Annotated in this window: 12 protein-coding genes; 3 read left to right on the plus strand and 9 right to left on the minus strand. The window is 69.4% G+C overall.

Annotated elements, in window-relative coordinates:
- Window positions 1–87 precede the first annotated feature (87 nt).
- Window positions 88–486, plus strand: a complete 399-nt coding sequence (locus tag ACYVN4_RS41610; RefSeq protein ID WP_460729181.1) for a hypothetical protein — start codon at window positions 88–90, stop codon at window positions 484–486.
- Window positions 487–539: 53 nt separating this feature from the next.
- Here the strand turns inward: ACYVN4_RS41610 and ACYVN4_RS41615 are convergent, their stop codons facing one another.
- Window positions 540–1,799 carry an ROK family transcriptional regulator gene (locus ACYVN4_RS41615; protein WP_460729183.1) on the minus strand — a complete coding sequence of 420 codons (1,260 nt, stop codon included), beginning with the start codon at window positions 1,797–1,799 and terminating at the stop codon, window positions 540–542.
- Window positions 1,800–1,866: 67 nt separating this feature from the next.
- Here ACYVN4_RS41615 and ACYVN4_RS41620 point away from each other — a divergent pair, with 67 nt between their 5' ends.
- Window positions 1,867–3,423, plus strand: a complete 1,557-nt coding sequence (locus ACYVN4_RS41620; protein WP_460729185.1) for a carboxylesterase/lipase family protein — start codon at window positions 1,867–1,869, stop codon at window positions 3,421–3,423.
- Between the two features lie 53 nt (window positions 3,424–3,476).
- Window positions 3,477–4,178, plus strand: a complete 702-nt coding sequence (locus ACYVN4_RS41625) for a chymotrypsin family serine protease (RefSeq protein ID WP_460729187.1) — start codon at window positions 3,477–3,479, stop codon at window positions 4,176–4,178.
- Window positions 4,179–4,193: 15 nt separating this feature from the next.
- Here the strand turns inward: ACYVN4_RS41625 and ACYVN4_RS41630 are convergent, their stop codons facing one another.
- From ACYVN4_RS41630 to ACYVN4_RS41665, 8 genes are all read right to left on the minus strand, one after another.
- Complete coding sequence (locus ACYVN4_RS41630) at window positions 4,194–5,246, minus strand: aminotransferase class V-fold PLP-dependent enzyme (protein ID WP_460729189.1); 1,053 nt, start codon at window positions 5,244–5,246, stop codon at window positions 4,194–4,196.
- Window positions 5,247–5,297: 51 nt separating this feature from the next.
- The gene (locus ACYVN4_RS41635) at window positions 5,298–6,707 is read right to left on the minus strand and encodes a tetratricopeptide repeat protein (RefSeq protein ID WP_460729191.1); all 1,410 of its coding nucleotides are present in this window, start codon (window positions 6,705–6,707) and stop codon (window positions 5,298–5,300) included.
- Window positions 6,708–6,780: 73 nt separating this feature from the next.
- Window positions 6,781–8,283: a flavin-containing monooxygenase gene (locus ACYVN4_RS41640; protein WP_460729192.1), complete on the minus strand. Its 1,503-nt coding sequence runs from the start codon at window positions 8,281–8,283 to the stop codon at window positions 6,781–6,783.
- A 130-nt stretch (window positions 8,284–8,413) separates the two neighbouring features.
- The gene (locus tag ACYVN4_RS41645) at window positions 8,414–9,421 is read right to left on the minus strand and encodes an AurF N-oxygenase family protein (protein ID WP_460729194.1); all 1,008 of its coding nucleotides are present in this window, start codon (window positions 9,419–9,421) and stop codon (window positions 8,414–8,416) included.
- 82 nt (window positions 9,422–9,503) lie between these two features.
- Window positions 9,504–10,856 carry a hypothetical protein gene (locus tag ACYVN4_RS41650; RefSeq protein WP_460729196.1) on the minus strand — a complete coding sequence of 451 codons (1,353 nt, stop codon included), beginning with the start codon at window positions 10,854–10,856 and terminating at the stop codon, window positions 9,504–9,506.
- Window positions 10,857–10,869: 13 nt separating this feature from the next.
- Entirely contained in the window at window positions 10,870–11,703 is an 834-nt protein-coding gene (locus tag ACYVN4_RS41655) for an ABC transporter permease (protein WP_460729198.1), read from the minus strand.
- Window positions 11,700–12,674: an ATP-binding cassette domain-containing protein gene (locus ACYVN4_RS41660; RefSeq protein WP_460729200.1), complete on the minus strand. Its 975-nt coding sequence runs from the start codon at window positions 12,672–12,674 to the stop codon at window positions 11,700–11,702. The genes ACYVN4_RS41655 and ACYVN4_RS41660 overlap by 4 nt, the downstream gene beginning before the upstream one ends.
- Window positions 12,671–13,930, minus strand: a complete 1,260-nt coding sequence (locus ACYVN4_RS41665; RefSeq protein ID WP_460729202.1) for a glycosyltransferase — start codon at window positions 13,928–13,930, stop codon at window positions 12,671–12,673. The genes ACYVN4_RS41660 and ACYVN4_RS41665 overlap by 4 nt, the downstream gene beginning before the upstream one ends.
- Between the last annotated feature and the right edge of the window lie 97 nt (window positions 13,931–14,027).

Raw genomic sequence — 14,027 nt, forward strand, 5'->3', positions numbered from 1 at the left:
CTTATTTCTAAGCATCGTACGTCCCGCTAGTGCCGATCATGAGCAAATCTTCTGTCTATGTGCCATCGATGCTCTCCAGTATCGTTGGTGCTACAACAACTCTTCGAGGAGGTGCCCGACCCCATGGCCCTCGAATTCACGCCCTGGACGATCCGCTCCGACAAGTCGCCCGAGATGGCCTTCCGCACAACACTTTCCATGGACAGCTGGAAGCTGACCTGGCTGCCCGACCGCCTGCTCAGCCTGGAGCAGGCAGCGATCGGGATGGGGCTGGACGAGGTGTTGAGCGATCCGGCGCCCGCGAAGGCGGAGGATGCCCTCGAAGTGGCCGAGCTGCAGGCGGCTCAGCTCGGGCTCACCCTGCGCGAAGTCGTTGTGCTGCTGTGGATTCGGTCCGCCGAGCGGGACCGTGCGCCCGAACCCGTCGGGAATGGCTGCACGACGACCCCGTTGACTCGCCGGCGCGGCGGTAGCGCTCGCCGGTGAGGGAGGCTCCCGCTGCTGCGGGTGGGATGGTGGTGACGGCCGGAGGGGAGCCGTCACCACCCATTCGAACCGGTTGGTACCACCGATGGGTCTGCCAGCACTGCCCGACGGGCGAAGCCCAAGGCGCCCAGGAGGATTCCGTCCGCACCGAGGGTGGCCGCGGTAATGCGGAGGCCGAGGCGGGGGGCCAGGGCGCGGCGGCCGGAGAGGCGCGCGTCGATGGTGGGGGCCAGCCAGGGAAACCAGTCGTAGAGCAGACCGCCCAGGACTACCTCGTCGGTGTCCAGGAGGGCCGTGATGGAGAGGATGGCGGCGCTCAAGGCTCGGGCGGCGGTGTCGAGGGCCGCGAGGGCCGCCGGGTCGGCACAGTTCAATAGGGTCAGTAGTTCGGTCTGGGCGGCTTGCAATCCCTTGTGATGCAACAGTTCCGTGAGTCCGGCTGCCTCGAAGACGACCTCGGGGGCGGCGAAGCAGGCCAGACAGCCGCGGGCGCCGCAGACGCAGTCGGGGCCGTCCATCACGACGGGGATGTGGCCGGGCTCGCCCGCGATGCCGTGGCTGCCGGTGTGGATGCGACCGTCGACCACCACGCCGCCGCCGATACCGGTACCGGCCTCGATGAGGACCAGGCCGCGCGAGTCTCGTTGCAGGGCATGGAATTCGGCCAGGGCGGCCGCGTTGGCGTCGTTGACGACGTCGACCGCTACGGCCGGACCGGGCAGGCGGGCGGCGACCAGGTCGCGCAGGCGCACCTCCGCCATCCAGCCGAAATCCGGTGCGACCACCACGGTTTGGGCCGCGTCGTCGAGCACCGGGCCCGCCATGGCGATCACGACACGGGCGAGGACCGCAGGTGGGCGGCGGTCGGCGGTCGCGTCCGTCCAGGCGGCGAGGTTCGCCGTGATCCGCATGATCACCGCGGCGATGGCGTCGGCCATGGCATCCGGCGTCCCGGGGGCCAGCTCGTGCGGCACGGTCTCGCGCTGCACGACGGTGCCCGCCAGATCCGCGACGGCGACCCGCAGATGTTCGGAGGTGATCTGGATCGCGGCCACGGCGGCACGGCGCGGTTCCAGACGCAGCGGCCGGCCGGGGCGGCCGCGGGTGCCGGAGCGCAGGGCGTCGTCCTCGCGCAGCAGGCCGCGGTCGGTGAGGTCGGCGACCAGCGCGGTGACCGAGCCGTGCGCGAGGCCGGTGGCGGCGGCCACTTCGGTGCGGGCGCAGGGGCCGTGGTCGGCGATGTGCCGCAGGACCAGGCCGAGGTTGCGGCGGCGGATGGCGGCCGAGTCGGTGGGCGGGGGTGCGGGGTCCACGGGGTTGAGATTATGGTGTCGAGTAATTATTTCAAGCATTGACTTAAATGTTGAATCCGAGGTTGGCATGGCGACGGAACAGTTCGGGCGGCGAACCCTGCTCCTGGGAGCGGGGGTGCTGGCCCTGACCGCGGCGTGTTCGAGCGGAAAATCCCGGTCGGACCAGGACGGCAAGGAGACGGTCACCACCGCCTCCGGACCAGTGCGAGGCGTGCGGCGCGACACCGGGGTCGCCTTCCTGGGCATTCCGTTCGCGCAGCCGCCGGTGGGCGATCTGCGCTTCGCGGCGCCCAAGCCGCCGGTGCCGTGGGTGGAGACCCGCGACTGCACCCGCTACGGCCCGACCGCGCAGATCAAACAGCTCGCGGAGGTCACCGCCATCCCAGAGCCGTCCATCCCGGGCGACGACATCCTGACCGTCAACGTCTTTACCCCGAATCCGGACAAGACCGCGAAACTGCCGGTGCTGGTGTGGATTCACGGCGGCGGGTTCGTCGCGGGCAGCCCGGCCAGCCCCTGGTACGACGGCGCGACCTTCAACCGCGACGGCGTGGTGCTGGTGTCGGTCGGCTACCGGCTGGGCATCCAGGGCTTCCTGCACCTGGACGACGCACCGGACAATCGCGGCGTGCTGGACTGGATCGCGGCCCTGACCTGGGTGCGCGACAATATCGCGGCCTTCGGCGGCGACCCGGCCAAGGTGACCGTCGCGGGCCAGTCGGCGGGCGGCGGCGCGGTGTGGGCGCTGATGAACACCCCGGCGGCGAAAGGCCTGTTCCGCGCGGGCATTTCGGAGTCCGGCGCGGTCACCCAGCCCAATGACCGGGCCACCGCGCTGGCCATGTCGCAGCTGTTCACCAAGCGCACCGGCATGCCCGCCACCGCCGCCGCGCTGCGCGACATCAGCAAGCTGCAGCTGCAGGACATGGAAGACAAGCTGCGCGCCCCCGGCCCGGACAGCACGGCCGCCACCCTGCTGGGTCTGGCCCCCTGGGCGGACGGCGCACTCATCCCGGCCACCAGCGCCGACGTCCTGAAATCCGGTGCGGATCAGGATATTCCACTGATGATCGGCTTCACCGCGCACGAATTCAACGCCGCGTCGCTCAGCGGCACGCAGCCGGAGGTCACCGACGCCGCCCTGCCGCTGGCGCTGGGCGCGCTGGGCTTCGCGCCGTCGAGCACCGATGGCTTCCGCCACGCCTACCCGGGTCTGAGCGCGAATCAGCTTGCGGGACAGGCACAGAGCGATGCGGTCATCCGGATGCCGTCCTACCGGGTGGCGGAGATGCGGGCGGGACACGATCAGCCGACCTGGCTCTACGAGTTCACCTGGACCTCGAATGCGCCCAAATTCCAAGGTAGTTCGTTCCACTGCCTGGACGTCCCGTTCGCCTTCGATTGCCTGCGCGCGCAGGGCGTGACCGCGATCGCGGGCGACAATCCGCCGCAGGCGCTGGCCGATGCTGTCCATCGGGCGTGGGTGGCGTTCGTGAGCAACGGAGACCCGGGCCCGGCCTGGCCCCGCTACACTCTCGACCGGCGCGAGACCATGATCTGGTCCGATGCACCGCACGTCCAGTCCGATCCGTTCGCCGCACAGCGCCCGATCTGGCTGAGTTGAACCACGGAGCTACGGTGTAGCTATACACGTCTAGTCGGATGGGTGGTTGGCTCATGCAGCTTTCGCAGCGCTGGATCGCACCGGCGGTGGTGCTCATAGCCTGCGGACTGCCCGCCGCCCCGGCCGCACAGGCCGATCCCGGGGACACCGTCGCCGCCCTCGGCGGCGGTTCCGGCCTGGTCCTGGGCCGATCGACCAAGTGCAGTCTGACCACCATCGGCTACGACGCCGCCGGGCGACTGGTCGGTTTCACCGCCGGGCACTGCGCCGAGGCCGGAACACCGGTGCGCGGGGAACAGTTCCCGGATGCCGGGGTGGTCGGCGTGGTCCGCGAGTCCGACGCGGAACTCGATTACGCCGTCATCGAATTCGATCCGAGCGTGGTGACCCCGCTGCGGACGGTCAACGGCGGCACCATCGCCGGCATGGCGTCCGCCCCGCCCGCCTGGAGCGTGGTCTGCCAGAACGGGCGGACCAGCGGCCTGGGCTGCGGCGTGGTGTGGGCGTCGAGCCCGGTCGGTTTCATGGAACAGGCCTGTTCGAGCTACGGCGACTCCGGCGCGCCCGTCACCGCCGGTGACCAACTCGTCGGCATGGTCTCCGCTCCGCTCTTCACCGACACCCGGGCACTCCGCTTCAGCTGCACCGACCCGGGCAACCCCATCCACTCCCCCGTCATCGCCGTGGCCTTCGACACCGTCCGATTCGCCGTGGACGCCGGCAAGGGCATCGGCAGCGGCTTCCAGCCGATCTAGCCGACCGCGACCGATCTAGCCCACCAGCGCGTCGAGCGCGCGGTCGACATCCTCCTCGGTGTTGTAGAGGTGGCACGCCAGCCGCAGCCGCCCGGCCCGCATGGCCCCGACGATGCGTGCCGCCCGCACCCGCTCCAGCGCCGCCTCCGACACCTCGAGCGACACCACCGGCGAATTGCTCTCGGGCAGGCCCACTCCCTTGCGTAGCCGATCGGCGAGGGCCAGATCGTGGCGGTGAATCGTCTCGACGCCGACCTCTTCGATGAGCTGCAGGCTGCGCCGCTGCCCGATCCAGGCGGGCCACACCGGCCCGAGATCGAAGCGCCGGGCGTCCGAGGCCAGCCGCAGCGGACCGTCGTAGCAGGTCTCCCACGGGTTGTAACCGGCGTACCAGCCCGCGGCGAGCGGAGTCAGATCATCCAGTGCCGCAGGCGTTCCCGCCAGGAACGCGGTGCCCTTGGGGCCGAGCAGCCACTTGTAGCCGACGCTCACGACCCAGTCGGCGCCGGTGTCGTGCACCGGCAGCCAGCCGATCGCCTGGCTCACGTCGAACAGCACGCGCGCGCCGTGCGCCCGGGCGGCGGCCATCGTCGCGGCGACATCCAGCACCGCGCCGTCGGCCGACTGCACAACGGCGGCGGCGACCACATCGATGCCCGGCCCGATGGCGGCGGGCAGCTCGGCCAGCGGCACCACCCGCACGTTCAGGTCGGTCCGCACCAGGAACGGCCAGAGCACGGAATTGAATTCGTGCTCCGGCACCAGCACGCCCGCGCCCGGCGGCAGGCTCTGCGCCACCAGCCCGACCAGCTGCGACACCTGCGATCCGACCGCCACCTGCGCCGCGTCGAATCCGGTGAGCCGCCCGAACGCGGCCCGGCACTCGTCGATGATCGGGTCCACGCCCGGGATGTCGAACTCACCGCGCATGCGCTGTTCCTCGGCCCCGGTCACCGCCGCCACCACGGATTTCGGCAGCAGGCCGTAGCTGGCCGCATTCAGATACGTGGTGGCGGGCGCGAATTCGTCGTGCACGAGGGACGCGAACGCGGGCGGGATGGTGGTCATCCCTCCATCCTGCGACCGCTCCCGGTCATCGGGAAAGGGCCAGCCGCACGATTACTGGCTTGATCCCGAGTCCACGCGCGCCGGATCGGAGGTGATGGCGCTGATCCACCCCTCCTCGGTGAACGCGACCGTGAGCCGATGGCCCGCGGGCAGCTCGCCGGTCATGGCGTTCGGTCCGATCTGCATCCGGCTGGGCCCGTAGTTGGTCAGCAGACCCTCCACGATGAGCCGTGCGTCCGCGGCGGGAAAGACCTCGGCGGCCGTCATGATCAGACGAGGCACGCGCAGCGGCTCGTACTCGTCGGCGGGCAAGCGTGGATCATCCACGTGCACATAGGTGACACCCGCGCCGTCATTGATCCCGAAGGCCTTGACGCCGTTGCCGCCCAACAGCGTCGCCGCCGCGATCGCCATGGTGGCCGCCGCCTGCTTCGGGTTCGGGAAGTTCGACAGGTCCAGCCGCCCGGTCATCAGCTCCGGAATGCCGTTGCGCACACCGTATTTCCGGATCTCAGCCGTCTGCTCGACGGCCGGGGCCCCGGAGTCGAGGTGCGGATTGGCCCAGGACCACAGCCAGCTCTGATCGAGGTTGGAGAAGCTGCCGAGCACGGTGAGACCGCCGTAGCCGGTGTCCCCGGCCGTCAGCGTCCGCGTTTTGAGGTCGTAGGCCAGGTAGCCGTCGCCCAGCGCGTCGTTGAGCAGGTCCTGCCGGTGGATGGCGGCGGCCGCACCCCAGCCGCCGAAAGCCTCGAACTCGACGCTGAAACCGCCTGGCCCGTCCGCGAATTCCGACCAGTACCGCGCTTGCGCGGGGGTGCCGTACCGCCCGTGGTGCTCGGCCAGCGCCGCGGCCGCCTTGGGATGGTCCAGGGCGGCGGCGCGCCGCCAGGCGGTCAGCATGCCCTCGCGATCGCCCTGATCGCCGCGCACGAACCCGAGATTGAATGCGGCCCCGGCATTTCCGTGCTCCGCCGCGCGGGTGTACCAGAGCGCGGCGGCCTCCAGATCGCCACGCCCGCCATCGTCGAGGATGCGTCCGATGTTGAACGCGGCCTTGTCCATCCCGGCGGTCCAAGCCCGTTCGTAGAGCTCCAGGGCCTCGGCGCGTTCGCCCCGGTTCTCCAGGATGGTGGCCAGATTGAGCAGGCAGCTGGCGCCGCCGACGGCGACGCCGCGCCGGTACCAGCCTTCGGCGGCGGTCAGATCCCCGCGCGCCTCGTCGAGGTAGCCGACCTCGAAAAGACAGGCGGCATCATTCGATTCGGCGCCACGCTGCCACCAGACGATCGCCTCGTCGCGATTGCCGCGCTGCAGTTCGATATCCGCCAGGTCTCCCGCGGCGGCCGCGTGCCCGGCGTCGAATGCGTTGCGCAGCAGTTGTTCCGCGGCCTCGGGCCGCCCCGCGCACGCCGCCGCCAGCCCCTTCTCCCGGAGTTGAATCGACTCGGCCGGATAGTTCATGGGTTCTCCCCTCCCGTATGAAAAACCCGACCGTACACGAGGGCACGGCCGGGTTTCACGGGTCCGGAGATGATCAGGCGGAACGGCTTTCGGCCGGGGCCGGGGCGGCCGCCCGGGTGCCGCGGCGGAAGCGCAGCACGCCGTCCTCGAGCGGGGCCTTGCGCAGCATAGCGCGGTCGCGGAAGTAGTTGTTGATGACCAGCCACGGTCCGCGGGTGCCCTGGCGCGGCATGACGCCGTCGCCGCGCTGGATGTAGCCGGAGGTCAGCGCGCCGCCCATGAGCGACGCCTCGGAGCGATCGCCCTCCTCGGGCACGGCGACGACCTCGGTGAAACCGTTGTCGCGCATGTGGTTCAGCAGACGGCAGAAGTACTCGGCGGCCAGATCGGCCTTCAGCGTCCAGGAGGCGTTGGTGTAGCCGAGGATCACCATCATGTTCGGGACGGTGCCCAGCAGTGCGCCCTTGTAGGCCACCAGGTCGCGGGTGGCGAGGGTTTCACCGTCCACCTCGAGCTGTGCGCCGCCGAGCATCTGCACGCTCAGACCCGTTGCGCTGACGATGATGTCGGCCTCGATCTCCTCGCCGGAGGACACCCGGATGCCGTTCTCGGTGAACGTCTCGATGGTGTCGGTGACGATCGACGCCTCACCCTTGCGCAGCACCTTGAACAGGTCGCCGTTGGGGACCACGCACAGGCGCTGATCCCACGGGTTGTAGCTGGGGGTGAAGTGCCGCATGTCGATGTCCGGCCCGACCAGCGCGCGCACCGCGGCCAGCATGAGCTTGGCCGACAGCTTCGGGTTGGTGCGCGAGAGCTGGTAGCTGGCCCGCTGCAGCGCGATATTGCGCGCCCGGCCCGCCTTGTAGGCAATGGCCGCAGGCACTTTCGCGAACTTGAAGCCGACCGCGACCGGGTCGTCGGCGGGCAGTGCGGCAATGTAGGTGGGCGAGCGCTGCAGCATGGTCACGTGCGCGGCGTCGGTGCTCATGGCCGGGATGAGCGTGATGGCCGTTGCGCCACTGCCGATCACGACGACCTTCTTGCCGCGGTAGTCGAGGTCCTCGGGCCAGAACTGCGGGTGCACGATCTGGCCGCTGAAGTTCTCCTCGCCGGGGAACTCGGGCCGGTAACCCTGGTCGTAGTTGTAGTAGCCGGTGCAGCCGACGAAGAAGTCGCTGGTGTAGGTCTCGGTCTGGCCGGTGCGCTCGTCGAGCACCTCGACGGTCCAGATGTTCCGCTCGCTGGACCAGGCGGCCTTGGTGACCTTGCGGCCGAAGCGGATGTGATCGACGACGCCGTATTCGCGCGCGGTGTCCTCGATGTACTGCCGGATGTGAGGTCCGTCGGCGAGCACCTTGGTGCCGTGCCAGGGCCGGAAGCCGAAGCCGAAGGTGTACATGTCGGAGTCGGAGCGGATGCCCGGGTACTTGAACAGGTCCCAGGTGCCGCCGATGGCTTCCCGCCGCTCCAGGATCAGGTAGCTGCGCCCGGTCTTTTCCCGGGTCAGATGGCAGGCCATGCCGATACCGGACAGGCCCGCGCCGATGATCAGTACGTCGACATGCCGCGTCATCAGAGGTTCTCGCTTCTGGTCGCGCCCGGACACCGGCGTCCGGGCGCACCGAGTATTACATGTGAATTCAGGTAACGTCTACTAGCCAACTCTCGGGGCTCTCAGGGGCTTCGCCCCCGAACCCCCCGGATCACGCAGCGCGCACCTGCCCAGGCCGGTCGGGCTCCGAGCGGTAACGGGTCGTCGGGCCGTCGATGCCCAGGACTTTCCAGACCTGCTTGGCGACCGGGTTCATCAGACCAATGCGCTTGGCCAGGGTGCGGACGTCACCGAAGAAGCCCGCGAAGGCTTCCTTGGATTCCGGCTGGCCGAAGAAGACGTCCTTGCGGACCTCGCGCGGGATGTCGAACTCGCGGAAGAACGCGCGCGGCGGGATCACGATGGCCCGCCCGCCGATCCACATGACGATCGGGAAGGCCAGTGAGAGCACGAACTTGTTGAGCGGGTTCGCCTGCGGCACATGATGTTCGAGGAACTCGTGCGCGAAGGAGATGTGCCGCGCCTCCTCGGCGATGTGAATCGCCATGACGCCGCGCATGATCGGGTGCACGTCCTCTCCGGCGCGCAGAATCGCCTTCTGCACGTGGTCGATCGGCTCCTCACCCGAGAGCACCGCGATGAAGAACAGATTCGGGAACAGCGAGGCCAGCGCCGGGACCACGTAGGTGAGCTGCTTGAGGAGCGGCCCCATGCCGGGCACGTCGATGCCGATGCGATTGACCATCTCCTGGAACATCAGGGTGTGGTTGCACTCCTCGATGACCTCATGGGTGCAGTAGCGGAACTCCGGCGAGCCGTTGCGCAGCTTGAAGGTGTGCTGCACCATGCCGCCGATGAGCAGGGTCTCGAATTGCAGCCCCACCTTGGCGATATTGGCCTGCCGCCACAGTCCGATGGCAATCTTGCGAGCCTCGGACTGGGCCTGATACCAGGGGTGGCGGGCGAACATGTCACCGGAGACGGGCAAGATCCAGCGCTTGTCGTTCGGGGTGACCGCGAAATCGGGGTTGTCCCAATCGATATCGGTGAAAGGATCGAAGTGCTTGTCGACCGAACCCTGCGACAGCAGCAGGAGCTTCTCGGCGTACTGCCGGGCAATCTCCAGCGTGGGATCGGCGTGTACGGGTGCTGACGTCATTGTCAGAGCCTCTCGGGAAGTGACCTAAGTAACTGTTCCCCATGGTTACACCTAAACTGGCAAGCCGTCAACAAGAGATCGTTCAGGACCAGAAGCGCGGGCTCAACCCCCAGGATTCGAACTCGTCGAGGACGTATTCGCGCAGCGCCGCCCGGGTCGGAAAGCGGTCCGGATCGGCCCCGGTGATGGCGAGCGTGACGGTTTCCCCGTCGCTGGACCAGGACAGGTTGAGGCCGATCTCGAGGCGGCGGAACAGGTCGGTTTCGCCGGTGCAGACCACCGGGCGCATGAGCACCGAACGGGCCCGCACGCCGGCGATCGTCGCCACGCCCTGACCGGTCTCACCGAGATTGGTGCACAGGCATTCGGGGGCCTTGGCCGTCCGGGAGAAGTAGCCGAGCACGAACTTCGGCAGCATCTGCTGGACCGGCTGCAGATGTTGCAGGGCGGGGGTGGTGGCCGGATCGGCGTAGGCGCGGGCGGCCTGCTTGATGGCGGTGCGCACGCCGCGCAGATCGGTGTGCTCACCCTTGCGGTAGGGCACCGCGATCGGCAGGCCGGTGGTGGCATTGCCGCGCGGGTCGTCGAGACCGCGCATGGAATGCGGGATGTCGACCCGGACCGCCGAGCCGTCGGCCACCCGGCCGCTGCGGCCGAAGACGCCGACCGCCACCCCGACCAGCAGGCCGTTGGCGGTGCCGTCGTGCGCCTTCGCGACCGAATTCCAGTCGGCCGCAGAGACTTCCACCACCAGATCAGCGGCGGAATACCGGTCTCCGACCAGGCGGAGCGGATCGGCCGGACGCGGATTGCGTTCGGGCTCGGTGACATTGCGGGATGCGAAGGCGGTGCGCAGGCTGCGCGCCGCGGCGCGCAACTGGCCGAGACCGTCGGCGAGATGGTTGCGCACCAGGCCGGTGGCCGGGGTTACACCCACCAGCCGTCCGGAACTGGTGGCGATATCGGGAGCGTCGCCCGCGTCGAGTCGCCGCAGCGCGTCACCCACCGCATAGAGCACCGCACCGCCGTCCGAGCTGACGTGCGAGGTGACCAGGGACAGCAGGGTGCCGCCGGAGGTCGTGGGCGCGGCCGAGAGTCGCCACACCCGGCCGGTGATCGGATCGAACTGCACCCGGCTCTGCGCGAAGAACCAATCCAGCACCGAGTCTTCGGGCACCGGCTCGTCCTGGTAGTCCAGCGGCTCGGAGACGGCTGCCGAGACCCACCACGGCCGGGCGAAGGGGACCGAGGTGGTCATCACCCGCCGGGCCAGGAATCCGTGTGCCAGGTGCGCGTGGAAGCGTTGCAGCACAGCCTCGTCGAGGGGTTCGTCGAAGCGCCAGGCCAGCTGGTTGACCAGGGCGTTGCCGTACAGGTCGTGCAGTTTGAGGAACAGGTCGTCGTCGGCGGTGAGCCGGTTGAGCACTGCGGTCACAACGTCCTCCGAATCAACGGGCACGCAGGGTGCGAACGGTCAAGGGCGCGAACACGATCGCGACGACGAGTGCGGCGACCACCGACCAGGCGAAGTCGGAGCCGACCGAGCCGGAGTCGGCGAGGGTGCGCACGGCCGCCACCAGATGCGAGACGGGGTTGTAGTCCGAGACGTGCCGTAGCCAGGTGGGCATGGCCGCCACCGGCACCAGGGCATTGGAGGCGAAACTGGCGAAGGTCAGCACCAGCATCGACATGCCCTGCACCGCAGCGGGTTTGGCCACGGTCACGCCGATGAAGGCGAACAGCCAGCTCATGGCGGTGGTCGCGAAGACCACCAGGACCGCGCCCGCGATCAGGCCGAGCGGGTGATCCGGGCGGTAGCCCATGCCGAAGCCGACCAGGAGCACCATGACCGCGGCGATCACGTAGCGGGTCGCGCCCGCCAGCAGCGCCCCGGTCACCGGTGCGGAGCGGGCGATGGGCATGGCGACGAAGCGGTCGAACACGCCTGACCGGATGTCCTCGGAGAGTTGGACTCCCATGGCCACCGAGGAGGTGAGCACGATCTGCACCAGCACGCCGGGGATCAAGGTCGGCAGGTAGGCGTCGAGGCTGCCCGCGATGGCCTTGCCGAAGACGCTGCCGAACAGCAGCGGCCCGACGATGGGCAGCAGCACGGCGTCGTAGAGCAGTTGCGGGCTGTGCCGGAAGGTCAGCAGGCCGCGCTGCGCCATGAACAGGGCCTGCGCCAGCCCGGCGCGCGCGCCGATCCGGGTGAGGCGGGGCTGCCGCGCGATGCGCGCGGTCGGGTGCACGAACACGGGGGTGGCGGAGACGGCGGTCATGCGCTGGCCCTTTCCACGGGGAGCGAGGGGCGGGCCGGGCGCTGGGTGAGCGCCAGGAACACCGAGTTCAGGTCGGGGCGTTCGACCCCGAAGCCGCGCAGCCGGATTCCGCTGTCCCGGCAGGCCGTGATCACATCGGCGGCGGTGCCGATATCGGTGAGCGGGACGGTGAGGGTGGCCGGGTTGTCTCCGTGCAGCGGCGTGCTGCCGGTGAGCCGCTCGACGGCGGCATCGGCCAGCGGGCGTTGTGCCGGATCGGCCAGATCGATGCGCAGCATCTCCTCGCCGATGGAGGACTTGAGTTCTGCGGCGGTGCCCTCGGCGACCACGCTGCCGTGGTCGATGACGGCGATCCGGTCGGCCAGCGCGTCGGCCTCCTCCAGGTACTGGGTGGTCAGCAGGATGGTCGCGCCGCGCCCCACCAGGCCGCGCACCACCGACCACATGCGCTCGCGGGTGTGCGGATCCAGGCCGGTGGTCGGCTCGTCCAGAAAGATCAAGGGCGGCACCGTGATCAGGGTCGCCGCCAGATCCAGCCGCCGGCGCATGCCACCGGAGAACGATCCGACCCGCCGCGTCGCCGCGCCGGTCAACTCGAACTCCTCCAGTAGTTCTGCCGCCCGGTCCTGGGCCGCGCGCTTGCTCAACCCGAGCAGCCGCCCGAACAACCGCAGGTTCTCCCACGCGGTCAGGTTCTCGTCGACCGCCGCGTACTGCCCGGTCAGCCCGATCATCGACCGCACCGCCGTGGCCTGCCCGACCACGTCGTAGTCGAAAACCGTTGCGGTGCCGCGGGTCGGCCGCACGAGGGTGGCCAGCATCCGCACGGTGGTGGTCTTCCCGGCCCCGTTCGGCCCGAGCAACCCGAACACCGTTCCGGCCTCGACCCGCAGATCCACCGCGTCCACGGCGGTCATACTGCCGAAACTCTTACCCAGCCCCCGGGTTTCGATCGCGATCTCACCACTCATCGCACACCTCCGATCATGGTCGGTGTCCCATGAACGTCGCTGTCCGGAACAATGGATTCAATGACATCGGCGGCGCGCCGGACTCCGTCGTCCCGGAACCCCGCACCGAAGGCGGCCGCCCACGCCACCACTTCGGGTTCGGTCGCCCGAATCAGCAACCGCTCCAACCGATTCGCGGTCAGGTCGGCGAACGGCGCGGTCGCCCCCAGCCCGAGCATTTCGATCTGACTGCCCCAGTAGGGCTGATCGGCCTGCACCGAGCAGATCACCGACGGGACCCCCGCCCGGAGGACGGCGGCGGTGGTACCCGCCCCGCCGTGGTGCACGGCCACGGCGCACAGCGGCAGCACGGCCCCGTGATCGACTTGATCGACCACCGCCAGACCGTCGCCGATCCGAGGTCGAAACATGGTTCCCACCAGCAATATTCGCCGTCTCAGTCGCCGACCGACCTCCCGAACCATCGATTCGGCGGCCACCGGATCCGCGATCGGCATCGACCCGAACCCGACGTACACCGGTGCGGTTCCCGCCGCCAGCCACTCGGCCAACTCGACATCGATCGAGGAAGCGTCGCCCGCCGGGGCGGGCGGGACCGGGAACCCGGTGAAGCGAAGGTCGGGGAACTCGTCGGCGAGCCCCGGGAAGAGAGCCGGGTCATAGGCCTGAATCACGGTGTGGCGCAACACCTCACCGGGCGGCTCGGCGACCGCCCGAGCGGCGGCGATCTCCGGGGCCAGCGCCCAGGCGCGAGCCGCGGTCAGAGTCTGCCAACCGAGGCGATGCAGTGCTCCGGGCAGCTTGCGGCCCCAGCCGGTGGGCACCACCGGGACGGCGCCGTTCGGCCGGATCGGGAAGAAGTGCACGGCCGCGAGCGGGATGGCGTGGTGGCGTGCCACTTCCGCGGCGACCTCCTCGCACGCCATCCCGGTGACGAGGACATCGTTGTCCCCGCCGATCGCGTCCAGACCACGAACGGCCTCGGCGAATCCGCGACGCTGCAGCTCCACCACCGCCTGCACCCGCCCCACCGGATTCCACTGCCGAAACCGTGGATCATCCCGTTGCGCACGCAACAACTCGTCACTGCCGACCCCGAACGGCACGGCCGAAACCCCGTGCCGCTCCGCGAAATCGACGAGATTCGGCGAAACGGCCACCGTCACCTCGTGACCGCGCGCCGCCAGCTCCCGCCCGATCAGCACGCCCGGTTGCGCATCACCCCGGCTGCCCGCGAAGGCCAACAGCACCTTCATCGGGCACCGCCGGAACGGGATTCGAGGCAGGGTCGGACGGACGGATGCGGAGATGCGGATGACAGCCGGTGGGTGCGGCCCGCGCAATCGCGGCCGA

The organism is Nocardia heshunensis, from assembly GCF_054782115.1.